We start from the raw sequence: 25,113 nt of genomic DNA on the forward strand, positions 1-25,113 counted from the left end.
AGTCTACGCAGCGGTGCGCAGGATCAGCAGGATCGAGTTCTGGCGGTGGGCGACTTACGGACGGCCGAACTGCGCGGCGAGCAGGTCGTGAAGTTCGGGATCCGCCAGCACGACGACCTCGTCGCCGGCCTCGAGCGCGGTGTCGCCCCGCACCGGCACCAGGCCGGTGGTGCGGACCACGATGCTCACCCAGATGTCACCGACCCGGTCACCGAGACCCTCGACCGTGCATCCCTCGGCGGCAGACCCGGCGGCGACGCTGAAGCGATGGACCCCCTCCGGCTCGTCCGCGAGCCGGACCCCTATCTCCCACGGCTGTGTCTCGACGGTGCGCATGGGCAGGTGCAACAGCCTGGCGACACCGGTCACCGAGCTGCCCTGCACCAAAACCGAGAAGATGACGACGACCACGACGATGCCGTACAGACGTTCGGCGTCAGCGACGTGTGCAGCACGCAGGAACTCGCCGAGCAGGATCGGCACCGCACCCTTCAGCCCGGCGACGAGAATGAAGATGCGTTCGTTTCGCCGTAGCCGTACCGGAGCCAGGCAGGCGCTCACGGCCAACGGGCGAATCACCAGGGTCAGGGTCACACCGAGGATGACCCCGGGAATCCAAACATCGGGATGGGCGAGCACGTCGAGGTCGACGGTCAAACCCAGGATGGCGAACGCGACGATTTCGGCCAGGCCCGCCAACCCGGCGTGGAACCGCTTGATCTCCGGCTTGTAGGGCGCACGCGCATCGCCGATCACGATGCCGGCCACGAACACCGCCAGAAATCCCGAACCGTGCGCCAGCGTGGCGATGCCGTACAACATCAGACACGTGGCCAGCGTTCGCAGCGAGTACAAGGCCTCGCTCGGCAATGTCACGCGGCGCATGAAGACGAGTAGGGCACGGCCGCCGACCACCCCGACGGCGAACCCGATCGCCATCTGCAACACGAATTGGGTTCCCACGCTGGCGAATCCAGCCGCGCTGAGACCACCGGCGGCGATCAGGCTGGACATCAACGAGATGCCGACCGGATCGTTGGCACCCGACTCGCCCTCCAGGATGGTGCTACTGCGACCCCTGATCTCGCGCTTGCCCAGGACGGAGAACACGACGGCCGGATCGGTGGGGGCGACGGCGGTGGCGACGAGGACCGCGGGAAACCAGCCGATGCCAAACAGGCAGTGCAAGACCAGTGCCGCGCCGGCGGCGGTGAGGGCGGTCCCCGCCACGCCGACCGACAGGATCGGAGCAACCGCCGCGCGAAAGCGCGACGGCCCGATGTGCATTCCGCCGTCGAACAGCACCAGCACCAGCGCGATCGTGATGACCCGCTCGACGGTCGGCTCCGACGGTGTCGGCACGGCGGGCAGCGCATGCACCGCGACGGCCGCTCCGACCAGCACGAGGAGCGGCACCGGAATTTTCACCCGCTCGGTGAGTCGATTCGCCAGAACGGCAACCAAACCCACAGCGCTGCAAAGCAAGACGATCAACGCATAATGAGAAGACTGGTTCACGGGGCCCCGCCCAACAGCGGGCGCCCGAAAGGCGCGATGAGTGCGGACCGTTGTTCGATGGCAGCCACGCGAGCCTTTCGATCGTACGACAACGACACCGCCGACCAGACTTCCCGGCACACCGCGACGCAGTCTAGCCTGTCGCGGGCGTTCGAGTCAGCAACGCGACGCATTCGGTGTGATGGGTCAGCGGGAACGCGTCGAACACCTTGATCTTCTCGACGGCGTAGCCCCGGGCCAGGTACAGGCCGATGTCGCGCGCGAAAGATGCTGCCTCACAACCGATATGGATCACGCGTGGCACCGAGGCCGCGGCCAGCAGGTCGATCACCTCGCGCCCGGCCCCCGCGCGGGGCGGGTCCAGCACCGCCACGTCGGCGCCGGTCCGTTGCGCGGCCAGCGCCCGGCGCACCGATTCGGTGACGACGTCCACCTGCGGCAGGTCCGCCAGTGCGGCGCGAGCCGCCCGCGAGGACGCCCGCGAGGTGTCGACGGTCAGCACCCGCCCGGCGGGCCCCACCGCGTCGGCCAGCGCCGCGGCGAAAACGCCTGCGCCGCCGTAGAGATCCCAGACCCGCGCGCCGGCGTCCGGCTGCGCCCAGTCGGCGACTAGACGCGAGTACACGCGCGCCGCCTGCCGGTGCGCCTGCCAGAACGCCGTCACCGGCACCCGCCAGACCCGCTGTCCCACCCGCTGCGTCGCTTCGTAGGCGCCCTCAACCACTTTGGTTGCGGTGCCCCGACCCTGCCGCAGGGTTCGCACCACGTGGCGCCCGCCGTCGTCGTCGATGGCCACGTGCAGCTGCGCGCCAACCGGCCAGTCGGCCCTGCCGCCGGGCGCAGTCAGGTCGTCGAGCATGCCGGACGGCAACTGGGCGCAACGCAGGTCGGTCACCAGCTCGTCGCTGTGGTAGCGGTGAAAGCCGGGGCGACGGTCGGCACCCACATCCAGCCGCACCCGGGTGCGCCAGCCGGTTGGCCCAGAATCCCCGAGCGGCTCGGCCTCGCCGCTCCAGTGGTGCCCGCCAAGGCGTTCCAGCTGATTGGCCACGACGCTGGCCTTGAACGAGCGAATTGCCTCCGGAACCGCGAACGCCAGATCGCAACACCCGGCGCCGTCCGGCCCGGCGATCGGGCACAGCGACGCGACCCGGTGCTCCGACGCGTCGAGCACCTCGACAGTCTCTGCATGCCAATAAGATCCGCGGTCCGCGGTGACCCGCACCCGCACCCGCTCGCCGGGCAGGGCGTAGCGCACGAACACGACCCGGCCTTCGTGGTGCGCCACGCAACTGCCGCCGTTGGCGGGGGCGCCGGTGAGAAGCGTCAGTTCGGGACTCGTCGGTGTCACCGGCAACTCGGGCCGCATGGGGTGATCCTCGTCCAGCTCGGGGGTGAGTGCCGGACTCAATCGAAGATGCCGCGACGGGCGTCGCCGGGTGCGGCGTGCGGCTGCAGCGTCTGCAGTCGCTCCGATGAACTCAGTTGCCACGGAACCGAAGTCACCATGACATTGGGCATGAACAACAGCCGGCCCTTGAGCCGCAGCGCGCTCTGGTTGTGCAGCACCTGCTCCCACCAGTGGCCCACGACGTACTCCGGGATGAACACCGTGACGACGGTCCGCGGTGAATCCTTGCTCACGCGCTTCACGTAATCGAGTATCGGACGGGTGATTTCGCGGTAGGGCGACGCGATGACCTTGAGCGGCACGCTGATGTTGCTCTGCTCCCAGGCCTGCACCAGCGCACGGGTCTCCACGTCGTCCACGCTGACCGTCAGGGCCTCGAGCGCATCGGGACGCGTCGCGCGCGCGTAGGCCAGGGCGCGCAGCGTCGGCAGATGCAACTTCGACACCAGCACCAAAGCGTGGTTACGGCTGGGCAACACGACGTCGTGCTGCGCGGCGGCTTGCTCCTCCAGTTCGCGGTTGACGGTGGTGTAGTGCTTGCGGATCAGCTTCATGATGACGAACAGCGCGCTCATCGCCACGATCGCGATCCACGCCCCGGCAAAGAATTTGGTGACCAGCACCACCAGCAGAACCGCGCCGGTGGACACCAGACCGACGGTGTTGATTACCCGCGAGCGCTTCATCTTGGCGCGCGCCTTCGGGTCAGTTTCGCTGCGCAGCAACCGAGTCCAGTGCCGGACCATGCCGATCTGGCTCAGGGTGAACGAAATGAACACCCCGACGATGTAGAGCTGGATCAGTGCGGTCACCTCGCCGCGGAACGCGATGACGAATGTCAGGGCCGCCACCGACAGGAACAGGATCCCGTTGGAGAACGCCAGGCGGTCGCCGCGCGTGTGCAGCTGGCGCGGCAGGTAACTGTGCTGCGCCAGCACCGAGCCGAGCACCGGGAACCCGTTGAACGCGGTGTTGGCGGCCAGCACCAGGATCAGGGCGGTGACGGTGGCGATGAGCAGGAAGCCTATGTGGAAGCTGCCGAACACGGTTTCGGCCAGCTGCGTGACGAGCGTCTTCTGCATGTAGCCGGGCGGGACGCCGCTCAGCTGCGTGGCGGGGTCCTCGACGAGCTTCACCCCGATCTGCTCGGCCAGCACGATGATGCCCATCAGCAGCGCCACCGCGATGCCGCCCAGCATCGCCAGCGTCGTTGCGGCGTTGCGCGACTTGGGTTTCTGGAACGCGGGCACCCCATTGCTGATCGCCTCGACACCGGTCAGCGCGGCGCAGCCCGACGAGAACGAGCGCGCTACCAGGAACGCGAACGCGAACCCCAGGATCGGGCCGTGCTCTGCGTGCATCGTGAACCCGGCGGATTCGGCCTTCAGCGGGTTGCCCAGCACATAAATCCGGAACAGCCCCCAGCCGATCATCACGACGACCCCGACGATGAACGCATAGGTCGGAATCGCGAAGGCCGCCCCGGACTCGCGAATGCCGCGCAGGTTCAGCGCCATCACGATCACGATGGCGGCCACGCAGAACCAGACCTTGTTCTGGGCCACGATCGGGACGGCGGAACCGATGTTGGCCATCGCAGAAGCCGTCGAAACCGCAACGGTGAGAACGTAATCCACCATCAGGGCGGCGGCCACGACGAGGCCTGCGGTCTCACCGAGGTTCGTGGTCACCACCTCGTAGTCGCCTCCGCCGGAGGGGTAGGCATGCACGTTCTGCCGGTAGCTGGCCACCACCACCAACATGACGGCGGCCACCGCAAGCCCGATCCACGGCGTCAACGCGTACGCGGTCGCCCCGGCCACCGAGAGCATGAGGAAGATTTCCTCTGGCGCATACGCCACCGACGACAGCGCATCGGAGGCGAACACCGGCAAGGCGATGCGCTTGGGCAGCAGGGTGTGGCTCAGCCGGTCGCTACGTTGCGGCCGCCCGATGAGCAACCTGCGCGCTGCGGTTGAAAGTTTGGACACGAGAGCCAAGAGTAAGCGCAACAGGCCATGCCGGTAGCGTTCCGTGGGCGAGAATGTTCCCGACGGAAATCGGCTGGCCACACAAGTTTGCCGATGGAGTGACACCGACAGGACCCAGCGGGAGGACCTGAAGTGCGGGTGGTGGTGATGGGCTGCGGCCGCGTCGGCTCTTCGTTGGCGGACGGCCTGTCGCGAATCGGGCACGACGTCGCGGTGATCGACCGCGACAGCACCGCCTTCAACCGGCTCGGCCCCGATTTCGCCGGCGAGCGGGTGCTGGGCCAGGGCTTCGACCGGGATGTGCTGCTGAAGGCCGGTATCGAGGAGGCCGACGCGTTCGCGGCGGTGTCCTCGGGGGACAACTCCAACATCATCTCGGCCCGCCTGGCCCGCGAGACATTCGGCGTCAACCGCGTCGTCGCCCGGATCTACGACGCCAAGCGCGCCGAGGTCTACGAGCGGCTCGGTATCCCGACGATCGCCACGGTGCCCTGGACCACCGACCGCCTGCTCGGCGTCTTGACGAAGGAGAGCGAAACCGCTAAGTGGCGCGACCCCACCGGCACCGTCGCCGTCGCCGAGGTCGAACTGCATGAGGACTGGGCCGGGCACCGCGCCACCGACCTCGAGCAGGCCACCGGCGCGCGGGTGGCGTTTTTGATCCGGTTCGGCACGGGCATCCTGCCGGAACCGAAGACCGTCATCCAGGCTGGAGACCAGGTCTACATCGCCGCCATATCGGGCCGCGCCGCCGAGGCGGTAGCGATCGCCGCGCTGCCACCCAGCGAAGACCTCGATTCGGAAGCAGGGCGATGACCTCCAGCGGAACACAGGAGCGGCGCGCATGAAGGTAGCTGTCGCCGGGGCGGGCGCCGTCGGGCGCTCGGTCACCCGTGAGCTGGTGGAAAACAACCACGACATCACCCTGATCGAGCGCAACCCCGACCACATCGACGTCGACGCGATCCCGGCCGCGCACTGGCGGCTCGGCGACGCCTGCGAGCTGAGCCTGCTGCAGTCGGTGCACCTGGAGGATTTCGACGTGGTCGTCGCAGCGACCGGCGATGACAAGGTCAACGTGGTGCTCAGTCTGCTGGCCAAGACCGAGTTCGCGGTGCCCCGAGTCGTGGCCCGGGTCAACGACCCACGCAACGAGTGGCTGTTCACCGACGCCTGGGGCGTGGACGTCGCGGTGTCCACCCCGCGCATGCTGGCCTCGCTGATCGAGGAGGCCGTCGCCGTCGGCGATCTGGTGCGGCTCATGGAATTCCGCAAGGGTCAGGCCAACCTGGTCGAGATCACGCTGCCCGACGACACCCCGTGGGGCGGCAAGCCGGTGCGCCGGCTGCAGCTGCCCCGGGACGTCGCGCTGGTGACGATCCTGCGCGGGCCGCGCGTGATCGTGCCCGAGGGCGACGAGCCGCTGGAGGGCGGCGACGAGCTGCTGTTCGTCGCGGTCACCGAGGCCGAAGAGGACCTGAGCAAGCTGCTGCTGCCCGCGGTCGCGCCGCCCGACTAGTCGCGGGCGATGTCCTTGTCGAGCGGGGCCGCGGCGCCGTCGACGGCGACGACGACGTCAAGGGCGCGCTGGGCTGCCTTGATCGCCACATAGGTCAGCAGCGCGGCCAGCGCGGTCAGCGGCCAGCCCATCGCGATGCGGGCCACGCCCAGCCAACCCGTCTGGTCGGCGTCGTAGAGGAGCCGTTGCACCACGAACCGGGCGCCGAAGACCAGCGTCCAGCACAGCGTGGCGACGTCGAAGGCGTAGACGGCGCGCGGCACGCCGCGCCAGCTCCGGTCGCGGCTGCCGGCCCAGCTCCAGAGGTAGCCCACCACCGGCCGCCGGATCAGGATCGACGCCGCGAACACCACGGCCCACAGCAGCGACATCCAGATGCCCAGCAGGAAGTAGCCCTTGGACGCCCCGACCACGTAGGCGACCAGCGCGCAGATGGCGACCCCCACGAACCCCGAAAACGCCGGCTGCGTCGATTCCCGCCGGATCAGTCGCCACACCAACACCAGCGCGGCGACGCCGAGCGCGCAGCCGATCGCGGGCAGCAAGCCCGACAGGCTGGACACCGCCACGAAAACCAGGACGGGCAGCGACGAATAGATCAGCCCACTGATTCCGCCCAGCTGCTCCAGCAGGCGGTCGGGGCTCACGCGGCTTCGTGCGCTATCGGGCAGCGTCAACGCTGAATTTCGTAGTGCGGGTTGTAGATCGCCTTGGTTCCGTTCTCCAGCTTGCCCATCCGGCCCCGCACCCGAAGCGTGCGGCCCGAGTCGATGCCGGGGATGCGGCGCTGTCCCAACCACACCAGGGTGACGGTGTCGCTGCCGTCGAACAATTCGGCGCGGACACCGCCCGCGCAGTTCTTGCCGTTACATTCGACGCTGCGCAGCGTGCCCACCATCGTGACCTCTTGGCCGCGCTCGCAATCGATTGCGCGCTGCGCGCCGGTGCTGGCGACCTCGTCGGACAATTCCTCGGAGTCGAGCTCTTCCGGGTCCTCGGTTAACCGACGGGTGAGCCGGCGCAGATAACTCTGGGCCCCCATGGCGACTCCTGACAATGCTGGTAAAGCTCCGGCGCTCTCATCCATGCCAACGGACACGGTAAACCCGTTGGTTCCCCGGCGCCAATCCAATGAAACGTGATTTTGGACTCCCGGTTTCGGCGGGCAGGATCAGGGAGTGGTTGTCGATCTGCGCGGTGTCACAACGGTGTTGCTGCCCGGGACCGGATCCGACGACGACTACGTTTGCCGCGCATTTTCTGCCCCGCTGCGCGCCGTCGGGGCGTTGCTGGTGGCACCGCCGCCGGACCCGCGGCGGCTGGTCGACGGCTACCGCGCGGCGCTCGACGACGCGGCGCGCGACGGCCCGATCTGTGTCGGCGGCGTGTCGATCGGCGCCGCGGTCGCCCTCGCGTGGGCGCTGGCGCATCCCGATCACACCGTCGCGGTCCTCGCGGCCCTGCCGGCGTGGGCCGGCGCGCCCGGCTCGGCGCCGGCCGCCCTGGCGGCCCGGTACTCGGCGTCGCAACTTCGCGCCGACGGCCTCGAGGCGACGACCGCGCAGATGCGTGCGTCCAGCCCGCCTTGGCTGGCCGGCGAGCTGGCCCGGTCGTGGCGCGCGCAGTGGCCGCACCTGCCCGACGCCATGGAAGAGGCGGCGGGCTACGTCGCGCCCACTACCGTCGAGCTCGGCCGGCTGGCCGCGCCCCTGGCGGTCGTCTCGGCGGTCGACGACACGATTCACCCGCTGCGGGCCGGCCTCGACTGGGTCGAGGCCGCGCCGCGCGCGGCGCTGCGAACGGTGACGCTGGACGAGATCGGTGCCAACACCGCGGCGCTGGGCGCCGCGTGCCTGGCCGCGCTGGGCGACATCTAGGCCCCGGGGCGATGCGGGCCTTCCGCCCTAGCCGCCGGTGGTGGTGCGCAGCTGCTGCATCGCCGATCCGTCGACGCTGCGCCGGGCGGCCGGCTCGGCGGGCGGCTCCTCGGCCTCCCCCTGCTGCTGGGCCTGCTGCGCCGCGGCGGCCTCCCGCAGCTGCTCGGCCATCGGCTCGGGCAGCTGCACCGCCAGCGGCGTCCGCACCGGAAGCGGCGTGTCGCCGCGGCGAACGACGGTGTCGGCCAACGCCGTTCGCGCCTCGGCGTCCAGCTCCTCCATCGTCTCCTGCGGGCCGTTGATGACGCAGCGGATCATCCAGCGGTAGCCGTCGACGCCGATGAAGCGCACCACGCCGGAGGCGGTGCCGACCACTTCGCGGCCCCACGGACCGTCCTTGATGCTGACCTGTGCCGAGTCGTTGCGCAGCGACTCGGCGAGCTCGCCGGCCACCTCGCGCCACAGACCGCCGGTCTTGGGTGCGGCGTAGGCGGCGATGGTGAAACGGCCGTTGGGGGTGACGACCCAGACCGCGCTGGGCACCCCGGTCTCGGTCAGCTCGACCTGCAGCTGACCGGCCTCGGGCATCGGGATCAGCACCGAACCCAGGTCCAGCCTGGCCAGCTCCGCGACCGCGGGATCGTCGAAGTCCTCGATGTCGAACGGGCCCTCGAGGTCCTCGTCGAACTCGTCATCGACGGGGTCGGCGGCCGCCGCCACGTCGTCCGGCGCCACTACCGGCTCGTCGGCGGCCGCGTCGTCATTGCCTGAACGTCTTCCAAGTGCCATCACAAACTCGCATGTCCGCCGGAGGAACCGTGGCCACCGTCGCCACGGGATGTTTCGGCCAGCCCGGCCTCGTCGAACGACGAGACCTCGACCAGCTCGACCAATTCGACCCGCTGCACCAGCAGCTGGGCGATGCGGTCGCCGCGATGCACCTGGATCGGCTCAGTGGGATCGAGGTTGATCAGGGCCACCTTGATCTCGCCGCGGTAGCCCGCATCGATTGTGCCCGGGCTGTTGACGATCGAAAGCCCCACCCGCGACGCCAATCCCGAACGCGGGTGGACCAATCCGACCATCCCGAACGGGATGGCGACCGCGACACCGGTTCGCACCAGAGCACGGTGTCCGGGGTCCAACCGGACGTCTTCTGCGCTGTAGAGATCCACCCCGGCGTCGCCCTCGTGGGCGCGACTGGGCAGCGGCAGTTCGGGATCAAGGCGGACAACGGCGAGACTGGTCGGCACGGGGCCACAGACTACCCTTGACCGCGTGTCAGATACGCGCGTCGCGCCGCACAGCGTGCGATATCGCGAGCGGTTGTGGGTCCCGTGGTGGTGGTGGCCACCGGCCTTCGCGCTGGCGACGTTGATCGCTGTCGAAGTCAATCTGGGTGTCAAGACGCTCCCCGAGTGGTTGCCGTATGCAACGTTGTTCACGGTGGCGGCCGGTGCGCTGCTGTGGCTCGGCCGCGTCGAGATCCGGGTGACCGCCGGCGAGGGCGGTGTCGAATTATGGGCTGGCCCAGCGCATTTGCCGGTCACTGCGATCGCCCGATCCGCCGAGATCGCGCGCTCCGCAAAGTCAGCGGCGCTGGGACGGCAACTCGATCCGGCGGCCTATGTGCTGCATCGCGCATGGGTCTCGACGATGATTCTCGTCGTCCTCGATGACCCAGACGACCCGACGCCGTACTGGCTGGTGAGTTGCCGTCGCCCCGAGCGGGTGCTGTCGGCATTGCGCAGCTGACCGATCTCAGGCCGCGCAGTCCGTACAGATCTGCACGCCGTTCTTCTCGCTGGCGAGGCGGCTGCGGTGTTGCACCAGGAAGCAGCTCGAGCAGGTGAACTCGTCGGCCTGCTTCGGAATCACTCGGACCGACAGTTCCTCACCTGAGAGGTCGGCGCCAGGCAGTTCAAAAGACTCGGCGGTCTCGGTTTCGTCGACGTCGACGACGGCCGACGCCGCCTCGTTACGTCGTGCTTTGAGCTCCTCCAGCGAGTCTTCCGAGACGTCGTCCGTCTCGGTGCGCCGCGGGGCGTCATAGTCGGTAGGCATTCCAAATCCCCTCACATGCCTGCGTTACCTCAAGCAACGCTTTGTACCAGCGTCGAACGCATCCACCAAATGATTCGTGCCCAGATCGAGGTCCAGAAAGTTGTGATTTGCGTCACACACCCGATTTGACCCCTACGTTCGGCTTCAAACAGCGGATTTGCATGCAGCTAGAGTGCCCATGTGGTCGCGCAAATCACAGAGGGCACAGCATTCGACAAACACGGTCGTCCCTTCCGGCGCCGCAACCCCCGGCCGGCCATTTTCGTGCTGGTCTTCCTCGTGTTGGTGACGGGCGTGGTGTGGGTCGTCGCGTTGACGCGGCCGGCGAAGGTCCACGAGGTGCAGGCGTGCAACCCGCCGCCGCAACAGGCTTCAGGGGCACCGGCCCAGCTCGGTGAGCAGATGTCGCGCTCCGCGATGGCCGACGTGTCACCGGCCAAACTCGCCGACACCAAGGTCCGCGTCCTCAACGCCAGCGGCCGCGGCGGGCAGGCCGGCGACGTCGCCGGGGCGATGAAGGATCTGGGCTTTGCCCAGCCCGCCGCGACGAACGACCCCATCTACGCCGGCACGCGGCTGACCTGCCAGGGCCAGATCCGGTTCGGCACCGCCGGGCAGGCCACCGCGGCCGCGGTGTGGCTGGTGGCGCCGTGCACCGAGCTGTTCAACGACAACCGCGCCGACGACTCCGTCGACCTGGCCCTGGGCACCGAGTTCACCTCGCTGGCCCACAACGACGACATCGACGCCGTGCTGGCCACCCTGAAGCCGGGCGCCACCGAGCCGTCGGATCCCGCGCTGCTGTCGAAGATTCACTCCAGCGCCTGCTGACTCAGTCCGGGATCGGCTCCAGGCCGCCGAATTCCCGCAGCGCCGCCAGCAACTGGTCGGCGATTCCCGGCGCGGCGGCCAGCACCAGCCCGGCGGCGCCCGCCACCCCGTCCGGCCCATTCGGCACAGGCAGCACCACGCGGGCGCCCGCCTCGGCCGCGATCAGCGCGCCCGCCGCGCTGTCCCACGCCTGCAGCCCATGCTCGTAGTAGGCGTCGAGGCGTCCGGCCGCGACCATGCACAGGTCCAGCGCCGCCGAACCGATGCGGCGCACGTCGCGAACCACCGGCAACACCCGCGCGAGCAGCTCCGCCTGCCTGGCGCGCCGCCCGGGCGCATAGCCAAAACCGGTGCCCAACAACGCCATTGACAAGTCGTCGACCTCCGCGCAGCGCAGCGCGTGCCGCCCCTGGGCGTCGGTGACGTGGGCGCCGAGGCCGCTCGCCGCCGAGTACACCCGGCCACCGACGACATCGGCGACCGCACCCGCCACCGATTCGCCATTGCGCTGTGCCCCAACCGAAACCGCGTAGGCAGGGATGCCGTAGACGAAATTCACGGTGCCGTCGATGGGATCGAGCACCCAGGTGACCGCCCCTTCGGACGCGGCCGCCGCGGGTCCGCCACCCTCCTCGCCGAGAATCGGATCCCCGGGCCGTAATTGGGCCAGTCGGTCGCGCAGCAGCCGTTCGGTTTCGGTGTCGACGACGGTAACCGGGTCGGTCGGAGTGCTCTTGGACCGCACGGCGTCGCTGCCGGCGTCACCCGCGTGCACGCCGAACACCTCGGCGCGGCGCCGCCGCACGAACTCGGCCGCCTCGGTGGCCAGCGTCTCGGCCACCGAGCGCAGCAGCGCCGGTCGGTCCTCAGGTCGCGTCACCGGTCCATCGCATCACAGCGGCCGCCGCCGCGGAGACCGGCCGATCGCCTCGCGCCCGTCCGCCGGGCCGCCAGCTAAGGTGAGGGACAGCCAAAATCCCGCCGAGGAGATTCATGACCAGCACCGACTCGAGCACGGATACGCCCGGGATTGTCACCGCCTCCGCGCAACGTCGCGGCTTCGGCATCGACGTCGGCGGCAGCGGAATCAAGGGCGGCATCGTCGACTTGGACACCGGGACGCTGATCGGTGACCGGTACAAGCTGCTGACGCCGCAACCCGCCACCCCGACCGCCGTCGCCGAGACCATCGCGGCCGTCGTCAAGGAGTTCGGCTGGACCGGCCCGCTGGGAGTGACCTACCCCGGCGTGGTCACCCACGGCATCGTCCGGACGGCGGCCAACGTCGACAAGAAATGGCTCGGCACCGACGCCCGCGAAATCATCGCCGCCAAGCTGGACGGCCAGCCGGTGACGGTGCTCAACGACGCCGACGCCGCAGGCCTCGCCGAAGAACGCTACGGCGCGGGCAAAGACAATTCCGGACTCGTCGTGCTGCTGACGTTCGGGACCGGAATCGGATCCGCGGTCATTCACAACGGCAAGCTGATACCCAACACCGAATTCGGGCATCTCGAGGTGGGCGGCAAAGAGGCCGAGAAGCGCGCGGCGTCGTCGGTCAAAGAGAAGAAAAAGTGGAGCTACAAACGGTGGGCAAAGGAGGTGACCAGGGTATTGATCGCCGTGGAGAACGCCCTGTCGCCCGATCTGTTCATCGCGGGCGGCGGCATCAGCCGCAGGTCCGACAAGTGGGTGCCGCTGCTGAAAAATCGCACTCCGGTGGTGCCCGCGGCCCTGCTCAACAGCGCCGGGATCGTGGGCGCGGCGATGGCGTCCACGGCCGACGTGACGCACTGATTTTTGCCGGTGGGGCGGCACTACCCCGCACTGTCGTTACAATGGTTCACGGCGACGGCCCGACTGACAGTGTGTGAAGGTTCACGCTGATATCCACGCCGACATTCGACATAGCAGACACTTTCGGTTATCCATGCCCAAACCCACCGAAAGTGAGTCCGACCGAAGGGGTGTAAGTGGCAGCGACCAAGACCAGTCCGGCAACCGATGAGCCGGTGAAGGGTACTGCCACGAAGTCCCCCGCCAAGCGGCCGGCGACCAAGGCCGCCAACGGCTCCGCACCCGCAAAGCGCGCCACCAAGGCGGCACCAGGTGCCGCCAAGACCGAAGCCGAAGCCGAAGGCACCGAGAAGAAGGCCCGCGCCGTCAAGGCGCCGTCGGCCCGCACCAAGGCCGCCAAGGGCGCCAAGGACGATCCCGACGCCGAACCCCTGGACGCCGACGGCGCCGCCGAAGACCTCGACGGCGAGCCCGACCTCGAAGCGGAGCCCGGCGAAGACATCGACATCGACGGCGACTTGGCCCTCGACGACCTCGAGGAGGACGCCGAGGGCGAGGCTTCCGCGGCCGAAGCCTCCGACGGCGACGACAGCGATGACGCCGAGGCCGCCCCCGCCGCCAAGGCCGCCGTTAAAGCACCGGCCGAGGAGGACGAGGAGATCGCCGAGCCCTCCGAAAAGGACAAGGCCTCCGGCGATTTCGTCTGGGACGAGGACGAATCCGAGGCGCTGCGGCAGGCCCGCAAGGACGCCGAACTCACCGCATCCGCGGACTCCGTGCGCGCCTACCTCAAGCAGATCGGTAAGGTCGCGCTGCTCAACGCCGAGGAAGAGGTTGAGCTGGCGAAGCGGATCGAGGCCGGTCTGTACGCCACCCAGCTGATGTCCGAGCTCGTCGAGCGCGGCGACAAGCTGCCCGCCGCCCAGCGCCGCGACATGATGTGGATCTGCCGCGACGGCGACCGCGCGAAAAACCATCTGCTGGAAGCCAACCTGCGACTGGTGGTGTCGCTGGCCAAGCGCTACACGGGCCGCGGCATGGCGTTCCTGGACCTGATCCAGGAAGGCAACCTGGGCCTGATCCGCGCGGTCGAGAAGTTCGACTACACCAAGGGCTACAAGTTCTCCACCTACGCGACATGGTGGATCCGCCAGGCGATCACCCGCGCCATGGCCGATCAGGCCCGCACCATCCGCATCCCGGTGCACATGGTCGAGGTGATCAACAAGCTTGGCCGCATCCAGCGCGAGCTGCTGCAGGACCTGGGCCGCGAGCCCACGCCCGAAGAGCTGGCCAAGGAAATGGACATCACGCCGGAGAAGGTGCTGGAGATCCAGCAGTACGCCCGCGAGCCCATCTCGCTGGACCAGACCATCGGCGACGAGGGCGACAGCCAGCTCGGTGACTTCATCGAAGACAGCGAAGCGGTGGTCGCCGTCGACGCGGTGTCCTTCACGCTGCTGCAGGACCAGCTGCAGTCGGTGCTCGAGACGCTCTCGGAGCGCGAAGCGGGAGTAGTACGGCTGCGGTTCGGTCTCACCGACGGCCAGCCGCGCACCCTGGACGAGATCGGTCAGGTCTACGGCGTGACCCGTGAGCGCATCCGCCAGATCGAGTCCAAGACGATGTCAAAGTTGCGCCACCCCAGCCGTTCTCAGGTGTTGCGCGACTACCTCGATTAGTTCGGAGCTGTTCAGCCGCCGTTCAATCGTCGGCGCACCCGTTGCGGTTGACTCGTTTACGGTGTGGGCGTGGCTGTCGACACCGGCGTCAAAACTGTTCCGGTAGCGCATCGCCGACGTTCGCTCGTACTGCTCGCCGCAACCGCGTTCCTGGCGGTCTTGACCGTCACCGCCGTCTCGTTCGAGCAGGCGGGCCACGCATCGGGAATCAATGGCGACAGCAACCTGCGCGACGGCATCCGCATCCATGCCGACATCCAAAAGATCAGTCCCACCGATGACCAGTTGGTGGTGGACCTGGAATTCGAGCCGAAGGGACGCTTCGCGCAGGACGGCGTCTTCCTGGCCAAGAACGTCCGAGTCGTCGCCGTCGGCGGCGCTGGTCTGGTGGATGAATCGTTTGCCGCGGGCGGACTGATGACCTCGCAGACGCTGCCCGTCGCGCTGTCATCCGGCGACGTCAGCCAATACCCCTTCGACAGCTACTCAGCGCTCTTCAGCGTGCGCATCCTGACCCCCGACGGCGCCCCCGTCCCGACGGTGCTGCTCGCCGGGGGGTCGGTGCACGGCTACAGCATCGACATCGGCAACCCGCCGCGCGAACCGAACGAGGGCAACGACCTGACGATCAGCGTGGGACGCGCGCCTTCGACATGGATCTTCGCGGTCTTCATCGTGTTGCTGATGTGGGCGTTGACGATCCTGGCGGTGCTGCTCACCGCGAACCAGATTCGCAGCGACAAGCCCGTCGACGGCACGTTCATCTCGTTCCTCGGTGTCCTCCTGTTTTCCTTTTCGGCGGTGCGCAACTCGATGCCCAACGCGCCGGCCGTCGGGGCGCTCACCGATTACCTGTCCTTCTTCTGGTGCGAGCTGGTGCTCGGACTGTGCCTGGTCGCGATGCTGGTTTTCCGCATCCGCCGCAACTGAACCGATTGTCCTGCAGGATGTTTCGCGATCACATCGTCGCGACCGCCGAGGACCGCTACCGTGACCGCATGACAGCCAACCGCAAGCTGGTCTCCTCCGGGTCCGAATTCGAGTCGACCGTCGGCTATTCGCGCGCCGTGCGGGTCGGTCCGTACGTGGCGGTGGCCGGGACGACGGGCGCCGGGCCGGCCGGCGACATCGCCGAGCAGACGCGGGATGCATTGCGCCGCATCGAAATTGCGCTACACCAGGCCGGAGCAACACTGACCGACGTGGTCCGCACCCGCATGTTCGTGACCGACATCTCGCGGTGGCGCGAGGTCGGCGCCGTGCACGCCGAGGTCTTCGGCGAGATACGCCCGGCGGCCTCCATGGTGGAGGTCTCGGCGCTGATCGCGCCCGAGCTGATGGTGGAGATCGAAGTCGACGCCTACGTGGAGTCCCCGGCGTCCTGAGCCCCCGCGGCGGGCGCGAAGCCGCCGTCCGGGCCCGGCCGGTACGCGGTGACGCGAAGGACGGCGGTCACCGGCAGCGGGCCGTACAGATGCGGGAACAGCATCGACTCCGGATCCGTTGGCACTCCCGGTTCCCAACGAACCGGCGAGTCCAGTAGGGCGGGGTCGATATGCAGCAGCACGAGGTCGTCGCGGCCGCGGAAGAGTCGGTTGGCCGGCAAATGCACCTGCTCGGGTGTCGACAGGTGGATGAACTCGTTCGCACCGCCGGCCCCGGGCGCGTCGGCTGTGATGAAACCGCTGGTTTGAGCTCGTGACCAGTCGTGTATTCCACACATGTGCATGAGTACTTCGGGATTGGAAGCCACGTATGGCTACGTTAGGGCGCCGTCGCGAGGGCAACGAAAAACTCGTGAGAAACGACACACCCGATAACGATCGGGGAACAACGCCAAAACCCCATACGTCTGAGAGAGTGAATGAACGAGAACGGGAGAAGCCAATGAATGCAACTTTGACCAGTCCCGAGCTGACCAGAGCAGACCGTTGCGACCGCTGCGGTGCTGCCGCTCGTGTCCGCGCCAAGCTGCCTTCTGGAGCTGAGCTTCTCTTTTGCCAGCATCACGCCAACGAGCACGAGGCGAGGCTGACCGAACTGGCCGCCGTGCTGGAGGTCAGCGGAAGCTGAGTGTGCCGAACTCGCCCGGGCGACAATGTGAGGCGTGCGAGTAGTTATCGGTAATGCTGGACTCCTATGAGTGAGCAGGTCGCCGCAAAGCCGTCGCGCCATCACATCCGGCGAATTTCGCTGAGGACCCTTTCGAAAAGTTGGGACGACTCGATCTTCTCGGAATCGGCGCAAGCCGGTTTCTGGTCGGCGTTGTCCACCCCGCCGCTACTGCTGGGAATGCTGGGCAGCCTCGCCTACGTGGCGCCCCTGTTCGGAGCCGACGCGCTGGCGAGCGTCGTGCACAGCGCGATCTCGGCGGCGCACAGCTTCTTCTCCCCCAGCGTCGTCAACGAGATCATCGAACCGACCATCCGGGACATCACCGCGCACGCGCGCGGCGACGTGATTTCGCTGGGTTTCCTGGTGTCGTTGTGGGCGGGCTCGTCGGCGATGTCGGCGTTCGTCGACTCCGTCGTCGAGGCCCACGACCAGACGCCGCTGCGCCACCCGGTGCGGCAGCGCTTCTTCGCGCTGTTCCTCTACGTCGTGATGCTGATGGGCGTGGTGGTGACCGCCCCGATCGCGGTGATCGGCCCGCGGGAGTTGAGCGAGCACATCCCGGTCGGCCTGGCCAACTTCCTGCACTACGGCTACTACCCCGTGTTGGTCCTGGGCCTGATGTTCGGGATCATGCTGCTGTATCGGGTGTCGCTGCCCGAGCCGCTGCCGACACACCGGCTCGTATTCGGCGCAATGCTGGCGACCGCGGTCTTCATCATCGCCACCCTGGGCCTGCGGATCTACCTTGGCTGGATCACCAGCACCGGCTACACCTACGGCGCGCTGTCCACGCCGATCGCCTTCTTGCTGTTCGCCTTCTTCGGCGGTTTCGCGATCATGCTGGGCGCGGAACTCAACGCCGCGATCCAGGAGGAATTCCCCGCCCCCCGCACGCACGCCCACCGGCTGCGCAACTGGTTGTTCTCGCGTTCGCCCGCGCTGAAACGCACCGTGGCGTCGCTGTCGAATCCCGTGACGACCAATCCGGCGACGCAGAATCGAGAAGTCGCGCCGGCGGAACCGCCGCCCTGATCAGCCCTTCTTGAGCCGTTCGTAGATCTGCTTGCACTCCGGGCACACCGGTGAACCCGGCTTCGCCGCCTTCGTCACCGGAAAAACCTCCCCGCACAACGCGACTACGTGGTTGCCCATCACCGCGCTCTCGGCGATCTTGTCTTTCTTGACGTAGTGGAAGTACTTCGGCGTGTCGCTGTCGGTCCCGTCGTCGACGCGTTCGTCGGTATCGGTGCGCTCGATCGTCTGGGTGTCCATACCTGACATTGTGCACCGCCGGTCGCGCCGCAAAACCGGCTGAGCCGGAATCGATCACGTGTGGGACAGTGGAGGGATGAAGCGGGACTCCGATCTGGGGTTCGACGACAATGGCCGCCCGGTACTCATCACGGCCGCCGAGCCCTCGTATGAAGAACAACATCGCGCGAGGGTGCGCAAGTACATGACGTTGATGTCCTTCCGGGTGCCTGCGCTGATTTTGGCCGCGCTCGCCTACGGCGCGTGGCACAACGGCCTGATCTCCCTGGCGATCATCGCCCTGTCGCTGCCGCTGCCGTGGATGGCCGTGCTGATCGCCAACGACCGCCCGCCGCGGCGGCGCGACGAACCCCGGCGGTTCGACGACGACCGCCACCGCACCCAGCTGTTCCCGCGGGCCGAGCGGCGCGCGATCGAGGCCGCTGAAGAACCGGCGCCGCAACCCGGCCCGCGGGCCTTCAAGTACGACGGCGGTTCCGACTAACCGTCGGCTCCCCGCACTTCTCAGGACATTCTCAGGTCCTCGGCACATTTCTGCACGTCAAGGCGTGTGAGATGACGAAAGCGTGGGAACTCTCTGGGCTGATTCATCGTTGAACAACATGACAGCAACAAGCCAACCGGGAGGTCGCTATGGCGAACGCCAGCACAAGCAGATTTGACGGCGATCTGGATGCCCAAAGCCCCGCAGCGGACCTGGTTCGCGTCTACCTGAACGGGATCGGTAAGACCGCATTGCTCAACGCCGCCGGCGAGGTGGAACTCGCCAAGCGCATCGAGGCGGGGCTCTATGCCGCTCACCTCCTGGAAACGCGGAAGCGCCTCGGGGAGAACCGGAAACGCGATCTGGAGGCCGTCGTGCGCGACGGTCAGGCGGCGCGCCGCCACCTGCTGGAAGCCAACCTGCGCCTGGTGGTGTCGCTGGCCAAGCGCTACACCGGTCGCGGCATGCCGCTGCTGGACCTGATCCAAGAGGGCAACCTCGGGCTGATCCGCGCGATGGAAAAGTTCGACTACACAAAGGGATTCAAGTTCTCGACATATGCCACGTGGTGGATCCGCCAGGCCATCACCCGCGGCATGGCCGACCAGAGCCGCACCATCCGCTTGCCCGTCCATCTGGTCGAGCAGGTCAACAAGCTGGCCCGGATCAAGCGTGAGATGCACCAGAACCTCGGACGCGAGGCCACCGACGAGGAACTGGCCAACGAGTCCGGCATCCCGGTCGAGAAGATCAACGACTTGCTCGAGCACAGCCGCGACCCGGTGAGCCTGGACATGCCGGTCGGCTCCGAGGAAGAGGCCCCGCTGGGCGACTTCATCGAGGACTCCGAGGCGATGTCCGCGGAGAACGCGGTGATCTCCGAGCTGCTGCACACCGACATCCGCAGCGTGCTGGCCACGCTCGACGAGCGCGAGCACCAAGTGATCCGGTTGCGGTTCGGCCTGGACGACGGTCAGCCGCGCACGCTGGACCAGATCGGCAAGCTGTTCGGCCTGTCCCGCGAGCGGGTGCGTCAGATCGAGCGCGACGTGATGTGCAAGCTGCGCAACGGCGAGCGCGCCGATCGGTTGCGGTCGTACGCGAGTTGACATCCCGGGCCGCCCGTAGGGGTTCGGCCCTGGCAAAGTCGGGTAGCAGTATGCCCGCCGCGAAACGCGGCGGGCATACTGCTTGTGTAGGCAGCCTTCAGGGCATTTCGGTGTACGGCCAAGTAGACTCAGCGTCAATGGAGGGTGCTGGATGAACGACCTGGTTGATACCACCGAGATGTATCTGCGGACCATCTACGACCTCGAAGAAGAGGGCGTAACGCCGTTGCGGGCCCGCATCGCCGAGCGGCTCGAACAAAGTGGGCCGACCGTCAGCCAAACCGTGTCCCGGATGGAGCGCGACGGGCTGCTCCACGTCGCCGGCGACCGCCACCTCGAACTCACCGAGAAGGGCCGCACCCTCGCGATCGCCGTGATGCGCAAGCACCGCCTCGCCGAGCGTCTGCTCGTCGACGTCATCGGGGTGCCGTGGGAAGAGGTGCACGCCGAGGCGTGTCGCTGGGAACACGTGATGAGCGAGGACGTCGAACGGCGGCTGGTGAAGGTGCTCAACCACCCCACCACGTCCCCGTTCGGGAACCCGATCCCGGGCCTGCTGGACCTGGGTGTGGGCCCGGACTCCGGCGCCGACGAGGCCAACCTGGTCCGCCTGACGGAGCTGCCGGCGGGTTCCCCCGTCGCGGTGGTGGTCCGTCAGCTCACCGAGCACGTGCAGGGCGACATCGACCTGATCGCCCGGCTCAAGGACGCCGGCGTCGTCCCCAACGCCAGGGTGACCGTCGAGACCAGCCCCGCAGGCACCGGCGTGACCATCCTGATCCCCGGCCACGAGAACGTCACGCTGCCGCACGAAATGGCGCACGCGGTCAAGGTCGAGAAGGTCTGACACCCCTACCCCGCCGCCCGTCGGCCGAACGGCCGCCGCGCCGGTAGCCGCACCCCCAGCCGCTTGGCGATGCGGTATCCCGTGATCGCGAGTTCGCGAATCTGCTCGGGCCGCAGGCCGGACTGCAACGCGGTGTCCAGCATGCCCGCCATCCGGTGATCCGGTTCGCAGCGCAGCGCGGCCTCCAGCGACACGCCCGCCAGCGGCCCGTCGCCGCGGACGTAGGCGCTGAACGCGAGCAGCACCAGCGCCTCGACCCGCCACGGCGCGGGCAGGATTCGCGCCAGCAGCGACCACAACGCCTCCGCCTGGCCGGCCGTCTCGCTGACGGCGAGGGCATACAGCGTGTCGCGCACAGCCACGTCGTCCAGCGCGCAGCCCAGCTCGGCCAGCTCCGCGTCGGGCAGCACCCGCCCTTCGGCCACATCGGCCGCGGCGGCGATCGCGTGCTCCACGTCGCGGCGGCCGCACGCGGCGGGATCGGCCCGATGCGCGACGGCCCGCGCGGCCGCCTGCCGGGTGAGCGCGGCGGACAGCGCCGCCCCGCGCGACGGGTCGGCGGCGATCACGGCCTGCAGGTCGGCGCGGCGCGGATAGAGCCGCCGCCCTTCCAGCACCGCCGCGGCGGCCAACGGCGACGCCGACGGGTCGTCGACCGCGCCGCCCGACCCGCAGCCATCCACGCAACGCCAGCGCCCGCCGACCGCGACGCGATCCACCACGTGCGCCGCCCACAGCTCAATGTCCTGCTGCGCCAACGCCTCTGCGAGCACGCCGCACAGCTGCCGATAGTCCTCGGCGCATTGCGGGCAGTCCGCGCCCTCGGCGTCGACGATCACGGCGATGACGGCCTCGGGCGTCGCGGCGGCGGTGACCTCGACGAGGTGTTCGACGCGGTCGACGATGTCGTCGGTGAGGTCGACGCGCAGCACCGCCCCCAGCTCGCCGTCGCCCAACGACACCAGGACCAATGAATTTTCCGGAACGAAGCCGAGAACGGCCGGTAGCGCGGCGATCAGCGCGGCCGGGCGATCCAGTTCGAAATCAGGCGAATGCGTCGTCATGAGGCCCAACGCTGACGGCCGCCACCGTCAGACCGCGTTCGCGCAACGCAATTGAGCCGGCCGTCTGTGGAGAAAGTCTCGACTGTGGGCTTTATCGTCTACACCATGGGTTCGATGCAGGAGTACGACATCGTCGTCATCGGTTCGGGGCCGGGCGGGCAGAAGGCCGCCATCGCCTCGGCGAAGCTCGGCAAGTCCGTGGCGATCGTCGAACGCGGCCAGATGCTCGGCGGCGTCTGCGTCAACACCGGCACGATCCCGTCAAAGACGTTGCGCGAGGCGGTTCTATACCTCACCGGGATGAGCCAGCGCGAACTGTACGGCGCGAGCTACCGCGTGAAGGAAAAGATCACCCCGGCCGATCTGCTGGCCCGCACGCAGCACGTGATCGGCAAGGAAATCGACGTGGTGCGAAACCAGCTGATGCGCAACCGCGTCGACCTGCTGGTCGGGCACGGCCGGTTCGTCGACCCGCACACCATCGAGATCGAAGACCCCAGCCGTCGCGAAAAGCTAACCGTCAGCGCCACATACGTCGTCATCGCCACCGGCACCCGGCCCGCCCGTCCGTCCGGGGTCGAGTTCGACGAGGACCGCGTGCTCGACTCCGACGGCATCCTCGACCTCAAGACGCTGCCGGCCTCGATGGTCGTGGTGGGTGCCGGGGTGATCGGCATCGAGTACGCCTCGATGTTCGCCGCGCTGGGCACCAAGGTCACCGTCGTGGAAAAACGCGGCGACATGCTGGACTTCTGCGACCCAGAAGTCGTGGAGGCGCTGAAGTTCCACCTGCGCGACCTGGCGGTGACGTTCCGGTTCGGCGAGGAGGTGACCGCCGTCGACGTCGGCGCGGCCGGCACCATCACCACCCTGGCCAGCGGCAAGCAGATCCCCGCCGAGACCGTCATGTATTCGGCCGGGCGCCAGGGTCAGACCGACCACCTCGACCTGCAGAACGCGGGCCTCGAGACCGAGGGCCGCGGACGGATCTGGGTCGACGACAAGTTCAGGACCAAGGTCGAGCACATCTACGCCGTCGGCGACGTGATCGGCTTCCCCGCGCTGGCCGCGACGTCGATGGAGCAGGGCCGGCTGGCGGCCTACCACGCATTCGGTGAGCCCGTGGAGGGCATCACCGATGTGCAGCCGATCGGCATCTACTCCATCCCCGAGATCTCCTACGTGGGCGCCACCGAGGTCGAGCTGACCAAAGAATCGGTGCCCTACGAGGTGGGTGTCGCGCGCTACCGGGAGCTGGCCCGCGGCCAGATCGCCGGCGATTCCTACGGCATGCTCAAGCTGCTGGTGTCCACCGAGGACCTCAGGCTGCTCGGCGTGCACATCTTCGGCACCAGCGCGACCGAGATGGTGCACATCGGGCAGGCCGTGATGGGCTGCGGCGGCACGGTCGAGTATCTGGTCGACGCGGTGTTCAACTACCCGACATTCTCCGAGGCCTACAAGGTGGCCGCGCTCGACGTGATGAACAAGGTGCGGGCGCTGCAGCAGTTCCGCCGCTGAGCGACTGCTAGCAGGGGTCGTCTAGATCGACGGGGATGGGATCGCCCGGGCCACCCGCTTCGGCGCGGGTCAGCAGGTCGGTGATGTGTCCGTCGAATGGCGCGGAGTACGAGACGTTTTCGGCGCACCCACCCCGCTCGTAGCCACCGACCACCCCGATGACCGTGGTCCCGCTGACCCACGGGGCGCCGCTGGTGCCCCCGACGAGCCCTTGGCAGACCAGCGACGGAAAGTCGCCGTCAGTGATCGCGGTCCTGCCCTGACAGCCGATCGGCGAGCCACCCACCCCGGTGGGATAACCCACCACCGTGACGTGACTGCCGGGCGGGGGCGCCGGGCCCAGAGTCAGCGCCAGCCCCGCATGCGACTCCACCGAACCGCTGTGCTCGCTGTTGACCCGCGCGATGGCGTAGTCGGCGTGCGGGTCTTTGCTGGCCAACCAGCGCGGATCCAGATAGACCATGTCGGCCGTCCACAGATCGGCGGGCGGGGTGGTACCGGACAAACCGGGCACGAAGGTGATCTGGGCGGCTCCGGCCAGGCAGTGCGCGGCCGTCAGCACCAGGTTGCCGGCCGGCGAATGCAGCACCGAGCCGGTGCACACGTGCTGCGTGCCGCCGTCCAGGTAGATCGCCCCGACCCGGCGATCCGGGTCGACCGGGCCCGCGACGTCGCCGGGGTCCCACTGACCGAGGTGCTGCACCTCCCCGCCGCTGTGAGGTTGCGGCGCCGTTATCGGGTGTGCGTGGATCGGCGGCCGGCTGCACGACGCCATCAACGTCAGCAGGCCAACCACCGGGCATAGCACCAACATCGGGATCCGCATCGTGCTCCCATCATGCCCGACCGCATGCTGGCAAGCGGAATTCAACGCGTCGCGCCCTGCGACTGGTTTGCTGGGATTAGCGCTGGACCGCATCGCGTTTCGATTACTGGTGCCCGTTGATTTTGCGAGACACTGCTTAGGGCACCCTGGAGGAACCCCCGAGAGGAGGCGGCCGCGATGTCCCACCACCAAGACCCCGACGACGGTTACTACCAGCCGGAGCAGGTCGGCATGTACGAACTCGAGTTTCCCGCGCCCCATCTGGTGACGTCCGACGGCCGCGGCCCTGTGCTGGTACACGCTTTGCAGGGGTTTTCCGACGCCGGTCACGCGATACGGCTGGCCGCCGGCCACCTGAAGGGGGCCCTGGACACCGAACTGGTCGCGTCTTTCGCCATCGACGAGTTGCTGGACTACCGCTCGCGGCGGCCGCTGATGACCTTTAAAACCGACCACTTCACCAGCTACGACGACCCGGAGCTCAGCCTGTACGCGCTGCGCGACAGCGTCGGCACGCCGTTCCTGTTGCTGGCGGGCCTGGAGCCCGACCTGAAGTGGGAGCGCTTCATCACCGCGGTGCGCCTGCTGGCCGAGCGGCTGGGCGTGCGGCAGACCATCGGCCTGGGCACCGTCCCGATGGCCGTCCCACACACCCGCCCCACCACGCTGACCGCGCATTCCAACAACAAGGAGCTGATCGCCGATTTCCAGCCCTGGATCTCGGAGATCCAGGTCCCCGGCAGCGCGTCGAACCTGCTGGAATACCGAATGGGCCAGCACGGCCACGAGGTCGTCGGGTTCACCGTGCACGTCCCGCATTACCTGACGCAGACCGACTACCCCGCTGCCGCCCAGGCGCTGCTCGAGCAGGTTGCCAAGACCGCGTCGCTGGACCTGCCGCTGATGGCGTTGACCGAGGCGGCCACCGATATTCGGGCCAAGATCGACGAGCAGGTGGAGGCGAGCGCCGAGGTCGCTCAAGTGGTGGCCGCACTGGAGCGCCAGTACGATGCGTTCATCGACGCTCAGGAGAACAGGTCGTTACTAGCACGCGACGAGGACCTGCCTAGCGGCGACGAACTTGGCGCCGAATTCGAGCGATTCCTCGCCCAGCAGGCGGAGAAGAGGCGCGACGACGACGACCCGGCTTGAGCATGATGGGCCGGCCCGATAGCGAAGTTGGCG

29 protein-coding genes are annotated in these 25,113 nt (G+C 68.1%); 16 read left to right on the top strand and 13 right to left on the bottom strand.

The window, feature by feature from the left end; translation table 11 throughout:
* Positions 1-54: 54 nt before the first annotated feature.
* From MRAB57_RS26165 to MRAB57_RS26175, 3 genes are all read right to left on the bottom strand, one after another.
* Positions 55-1,518, bottom strand: coding sequence for a cation:proton antiporter domain-containing protein (locus MRAB57_RS26165; protein ID WP_077089927.1), 1,464 nt, complete (start codon positions 1,516-1,518; stop codon positions 55-57).
* Between the two features lie 133 nt (positions 1,519-1,651).
* Positions 1,652-2,887 (bottom strand): class I SAM-dependent RNA methyltransferase, encoded by a 1,236-nt coding sequence (locus MRAB57_RS26170; RefSeq protein WP_108638005.1) that lies wholly within the window; start codon positions 2,885-2,887, stop codon positions 1,652-1,654.
* A gap of 38 nt (positions 2,888-2,925) precedes the next feature.
* Positions 2,926-4,920, bottom strand: a complete 1,995-nt coding sequence (locus tag MRAB57_RS26175) for an APC family permease (RefSeq protein WP_077089928.1) — start codon at positions 4,918-4,920, stop codon at positions 2,926-2,928.
* A 132-nt stretch (positions 4,921-5,052) separates the two neighbouring features.
* Between MRAB57_RS26175 and MRAB57_RS26180 the strand changes: the two genes are divergently transcribed.
* Both MRAB57_RS26180 and MRAB57_RS26185 read left to right on the top strand, forming a co-directional pair.
* Positions 5,053-5,736, top strand: a complete 684-nt coding sequence (locus tag MRAB57_RS26180) for a potassium channel family protein (protein WP_108638006.1) — start codon at positions 5,053-5,055, stop codon at positions 5,734-5,736.
* A 28-nt stretch (positions 5,737-5,764) separates the two neighbouring features.
* On the top strand, positions 5,765-6,439 hold the full coding sequence (locus MRAB57_RS26185; protein WP_077089929.1) for a potassium channel family protein: 675 nt from the start codon (positions 5,765-5,767) through the stop codon (positions 6,437-6,439).
* On the opposite strand, the gene MRAB57_RS26190 is transcribed toward MRAB57_RS26185, so the two are convergent.
* Both MRAB57_RS26190 and MRAB57_RS26195 read right to left on the bottom strand, forming a co-directional pair.
* Complete coding sequence (locus tag MRAB57_RS26190) at positions 6,436-7,110, bottom strand: DUF3159 domain-containing protein (protein WP_077090878.1); 675 nt, start codon at positions 7,108-7,110, stop codon at positions 6,436-6,438. The two genes, MRAB57_RS26185 and MRAB57_RS26190, sit on opposite strands and share 4 nt — an antisense overlap.
* A 2-nt stretch (positions 7,111-7,112) precedes the next feature.
* Complete coding sequence (locus MRAB57_RS26195) at positions 7,113-7,481, bottom strand: OB-fold nucleic acid binding domain-containing protein (RefSeq protein WP_077089930.1); 369 nt, start codon at positions 7,479-7,481, stop codon at positions 7,113-7,115.
* Between the two features lie 136 nt (positions 7,482-7,617).
* Between MRAB57_RS26195 and MRAB57_RS26200 the strand changes: the two genes are divergently transcribed.
* Complete coding sequence (locus tag MRAB57_RS26200; protein WP_077089931.1) at positions 7,618-8,316, top strand: hypothetical protein; 699 nt, start codon at positions 7,618-7,620, stop codon at positions 8,314-8,316.
* Between the two features lie 27 nt (positions 8,317-8,343).
* Here the strand turns inward: MRAB57_RS26200 and MRAB57_RS26205 are convergent, their stop codons facing one another.
* Both MRAB57_RS26205 and dut read right to left on the bottom strand, forming a co-directional pair.
* Positions 8,344-9,105 (bottom strand): DUF3710 domain-containing protein, encoded by a 762-nt coding sequence (locus MRAB57_RS26205; protein ID WP_173813971.1) that lies wholly within the window; start codon positions 9,103-9,105, stop codon positions 8,344-8,346.
* On the bottom strand, positions 9,105-9,569 hold the full coding sequence (gene dut, locus MRAB57_RS26210) for a dUTP diphosphatase (protein ID WP_077089933.1): 465 nt from the start codon (positions 9,567-9,569) through the stop codon (positions 9,105-9,107). Before dut ends, MRAB57_RS26205 begins: the two co-directional genes overlap by 1 nt.
* A gap of 25 nt (positions 9,570-9,594) precedes the next feature.
* Here dut and MRAB57_RS26215 point away from each other — a divergent pair, with 25 nt between their 5' ends.
* On the top strand, positions 9,595-10,071 hold the full coding sequence (locus MRAB57_RS26215) for a DUF3093 domain-containing protein (RefSeq protein ID WP_077089934.1): 477 nt from the start codon (positions 9,595-9,597) through the stop codon (positions 10,069-10,071).
* 6 nt (positions 10,072-10,077) lie between these two features.
* On the opposite strand, the gene MRAB57_RS26220 is transcribed toward MRAB57_RS26215, so the two are convergent.
* Entirely contained in the window at positions 10,078-10,380 is a 303-nt protein-coding gene (locus MRAB57_RS26220) for a DUF4193 domain-containing protein (RefSeq protein WP_077089935.1), read from the bottom strand.
* 180 nt (positions 10,381-10,560) lie between these two features.
* On the opposite strand from MRAB57_RS26220, the gene cei reads away from it, so the two are divergent.
* Positions 10,561-11,211 carry an envelope integrity protein Cei gene (gene cei, locus MRAB57_RS26225; protein WP_077089936.1) on the top strand — a complete coding sequence of 217 codons (651 nt, stop codon included), beginning with the start codon at positions 10,561-10,563 and terminating at the stop codon, positions 11,209-11,211.
* Position 11,212: 1 nt separating this feature from the next.
* Here the strand turns inward: cei and MRAB57_RS26230 are convergent, their stop codons facing one another.
* On the bottom strand, positions 11,213-12,091 hold the full coding sequence (locus MRAB57_RS26230) for an inositol monophosphatase family protein (RefSeq protein ID WP_077089937.1): 879 nt from the start codon (positions 12,089-12,091) through the stop codon (positions 11,213-11,215).
* Between the two features lie 113 nt (positions 12,092-12,204).
* Between MRAB57_RS26230 and ppgK the strand changes: the two genes are divergently transcribed.
* The 4 genes from ppgK (at position 12,205) to MRAB57_RS26250 (ending at position 16,075) form a co-directional block, all read left to right on the top strand.
* The gene (ppgK, locus tag MRAB57_RS26235; protein WP_077089938.1) at positions 12,205-13,008 is read left to right on the top strand and encodes a polyphosphate--glucose phosphotransferase; all 804 of its coding nucleotides are present in this window, start codon (positions 12,205-12,207) and stop codon (positions 13,006-13,008) included.
* Between the two features lie 176 nt (positions 13,009-13,184).
* Positions 13,185-14,690, top strand: a complete 1,506-nt coding sequence (locus tag MRAB57_RS26240; protein ID WP_108638007.1) for an RNA polymerase sigma factor — start codon at positions 13,185-13,187, stop codon at positions 14,688-14,690.
* A gap of 69 nt (positions 14,691-14,759) precedes the next feature.
* Positions 14,760-15,620, top strand: coding sequence for a DUF4436 family protein (locus tag MRAB57_RS26245; protein WP_157900672.1), 861 nt, complete (start codon positions 14,760-14,762; stop codon positions 15,618-15,620).
* A 68-nt stretch (positions 15,621-15,688) separates the two neighbouring features.
* Complete coding sequence (locus MRAB57_RS26250) at positions 15,689-16,075, top strand: RidA family protein (protein ID WP_077090880.1); 387 nt, start codon at positions 15,689-15,691, stop codon at positions 16,073-16,075.
* On the opposite strand, the gene MRAB57_RS26255 is transcribed toward MRAB57_RS26250, so the two are convergent.
* Positions 16,051-16,419, bottom strand: coding sequence for a DUF952 domain-containing protein (locus tag MRAB57_RS26255; RefSeq protein WP_077090881.1), 369 nt, complete (start codon positions 16,417-16,419; stop codon positions 16,051-16,053). The genes MRAB57_RS26250 and MRAB57_RS26255 overlap by 25 nt on opposite strands.
* A 158-nt stretch (positions 16,420-16,577) precedes the next feature.
* Here MRAB57_RS26255 and MRAB57_RS26260 point away from each other — a divergent pair, with 158 nt between their 5' ends.
* A complete protein-coding gene (locus tag MRAB57_RS26260; protein WP_077089940.1) occupies positions 16,578-16,763 on the top strand; it encodes a DUF7455 domain-containing protein in 186 nt (61 codons plus the stop codon).
* Between the two features lie 66 nt (positions 16,764-16,829).
* Positions 16,830-17,837, top strand: a complete 1,008-nt coding sequence (locus tag MRAB57_RS26265) for a YihY/virulence factor BrkB family protein (RefSeq protein ID WP_077089941.1) — start codon at positions 16,830-16,832, stop codon at positions 17,835-17,837.
* On the opposite strand, the gene MRAB57_RS26270 is transcribed toward MRAB57_RS26265, so the two are convergent.
* A complete protein-coding gene (locus tag MRAB57_RS26270; RefSeq protein ID WP_077089942.1) occupies positions 17,838-18,077 on the bottom strand; it encodes a DUF3039 domain-containing protein in 240 nt (79 codons plus the stop codon). It abuts the gene before it with no gap.
* 58 nt (positions 18,078-18,135) lie between these two features.
* Here MRAB57_RS26270 and MRAB57_RS26275 point away from each other — a divergent pair, with 58 nt between their 5' ends.
* From MRAB57_RS26275 to MRAB57_RS26285, 3 genes are all read left to right on the top strand, one after another.
* A complete protein-coding gene (locus MRAB57_RS26275; protein ID WP_077089943.1) occupies positions 18,136-18,561 on the top strand; it encodes a DUF3099 domain-containing protein in 426 nt (141 codons plus the stop codon).
* A gap of 149 nt (positions 18,562-18,710) precedes the next feature.
* Positions 18,711-19,670, top strand: coding sequence for a sigma-70 family RNA polymerase sigma factor SigB (sigB, locus tag MRAB57_RS26280; protein ID WP_077089944.1), 960 nt, complete (start codon positions 18,711-18,713; stop codon positions 19,668-19,670).
* Between the two features lie 151 nt (positions 19,671-19,821).
* Positions 19,822-20,517: an iron-dependent transcriptional repressor DtxR gene (locus MRAB57_RS26285; RefSeq protein ID WP_077089945.1), complete on the top strand. Its 696-nt coding sequence runs from the start codon at positions 19,822-19,824 to the stop codon at positions 20,515-20,517.
* A 5-nt stretch (positions 20,518-20,522) separates the two neighbouring features.
* Here MRAB57_RS26285 and MRAB57_RS26290 read toward each other — a convergent pair whose 3' ends face one another.
* Positions 20,523-21,581 carry a DUF4192 domain-containing protein gene (locus MRAB57_RS26290; RefSeq protein ID WP_077089946.1) on the bottom strand — a complete coding sequence of 353 codons (1,059 nt, stop codon included), beginning with the start codon at positions 21,579-21,581 and terminating at the stop codon, positions 20,523-20,525.
* 114 nt (positions 21,582-21,695) lie between these two features.
* Here MRAB57_RS26290 and sthA point away from each other — a divergent pair, with 114 nt between their 5' ends.
* Positions 21,696-23,102 (top strand): Si-specific NAD(P)(+) transhydrogenase, encoded by a 1,407-nt coding sequence (sthA, locus tag MRAB57_RS26295; RefSeq protein ID WP_108638140.1) that lies wholly within the window; start codon positions 21,696-21,698, stop codon positions 23,100-23,102.
* A gap of 7 nt (positions 23,103-23,109) precedes the next feature.
* Here the strand turns inward: sthA and MRAB57_RS26300 are convergent, their stop codons facing one another.
* Entirely contained in the window at positions 23,110-23,928 is an 819-nt protein-coding gene (locus tag MRAB57_RS26300; protein ID WP_077089947.1) for a trypsin-like serine peptidase, read from the bottom strand.
* Between the two features lie 177 nt (positions 23,929-24,105).
* Here MRAB57_RS26300 and MRAB57_RS26305 point away from each other — a divergent pair, with 177 nt between their 5' ends.
* Complete coding sequence (locus tag MRAB57_RS26305; RefSeq protein ID WP_077089948.1) at positions 24,106-25,080, top strand: proteasome assembly chaperone family protein; 975 nt, start codon at positions 24,106-24,108, stop codon at positions 25,078-25,080.
* Positions 25,081-25,113: the final 33 nt, after the last annotated feature.

This window comes from Mycobacterium rhizamassiliense, from assembly GCF_900157375.1.
Lineage (GTDB): Bacteria > Actinomycetota > Actinomycetes > Mycobacteriales > Mycobacteriaceae > Mycobacterium > Mycobacterium rhizamassiliense.

Bases quoted from the DNA above. Each gene is read 5' to 3' on its own strand.
- MRAB57_RS26170 (WP_108638005.1), bottom strand. From the start codon at position 2,887: ATGCGGCCCGAGTTGCCGGTGACACCGACGAGTCCCGAACTGACGCTT.
- MRAB57_RS26185 (WP_077089929.1), top strand. From the start codon at position 5,765: ATGAAGGTAGCTGTCGCCGGGGCGGGCGCCGTCGGGCGCTCGGTCACC.
- MRAB57_RS26195 (WP_077089930.1), bottom strand. From the start codon at position 7,481: ATGGGGGCCCAGAGTTATCTGCGCCGGCTCACCCGTCGGTTAACCGAG.
- MRAB57_RS26205 (WP_173813971.1), bottom strand. From the start codon at position 9,105: ATGGCACTTGGAAGACGTTCAGGCAATGACGACGCGGCCGCCGACGAG.
- MRAB57_RS26220 (WP_077089935.1), bottom strand. From the start codon at position 10,380: ATGCCTACCGACTATGACGCCCCGCGGCGCACCGAGACGGACGACGTC.
- ppgK (WP_077089938.1), top strand. From the start codon at position 12,205: ATGACCAGCACCGACTCGAGCACGGATACGCCCGGGATTGTCACCGCC.
- MRAB57_RS26250 (WP_077090880.1), top strand. From the start codon at position 15,689: ATGACAGCCAACCGCAAGCTGGTCTCCTCCGGGTCCGAATTCGAGTCG.
- MRAB57_RS26255 (WP_077090881.1), bottom strand. From the start codon at position 16,419: ATGCACATGTGTGGAATACACGACTGGTCACGAGCTCAAACCAGCGGT.
- MRAB57_RS26260 (WP_077089940.1), top strand. From the start codon at position 16,578: ATGAATGCAACTTTGACCAGTCCCGAGCTGACCAGAGCAGACCGTTGC.
- MRAB57_RS26265 (WP_077089941.1), top strand. From the start codon at position 16,830: ATGAGTGAGCAGGTCGCCGCAAAGCCGTCGCGCCATCACATCCGGCGA.
- MRAB57_RS26270 (WP_077089942.1), bottom strand. From the start codon at position 18,077: ATGGACACCCAGACGATCGAGCGCACCGATACCGACGAACGCGTCGAC.
- sigB (WP_077089944.1), top strand. From the start codon at position 18,711: ATGGCGAACGCCAGCACAAGCAGATTTGACGGCGATCTGGATGCCCAA.
- MRAB57_RS26285 (WP_077089945.1), top strand. From the start codon at position 19,822: ATGAACGACCTGGTTGATACCACCGAGATGTATCTGCGGACCATCTAC.
- MRAB57_RS26290 (WP_077089946.1), bottom strand. From the start codon at position 21,581: ATGACGACGCATTCGCCTGATTTCGAACTGGATCGCCCGGCCGCGCTG.
- sthA (WP_108638140.1), top strand. From the start codon at position 21,696: ATGCAGGAGTACGACATCGTCGTCATCGGTTCGGGGCCGGGCGGGCAG.
- MRAB57_RS26300 (WP_077089947.1), bottom strand. From the start codon at position 23,928: ATGCGGATCCCGATGTTGGTGCTATGCCCGGTGGTTGGCCTGCTGACG.
- MRAB57_RS26305 (WP_077089948.1), top strand. From the start codon at position 24,106: ATGTCCCACCACCAAGACCCCGACGACGGTTACTACCAGCCGGAGCAG.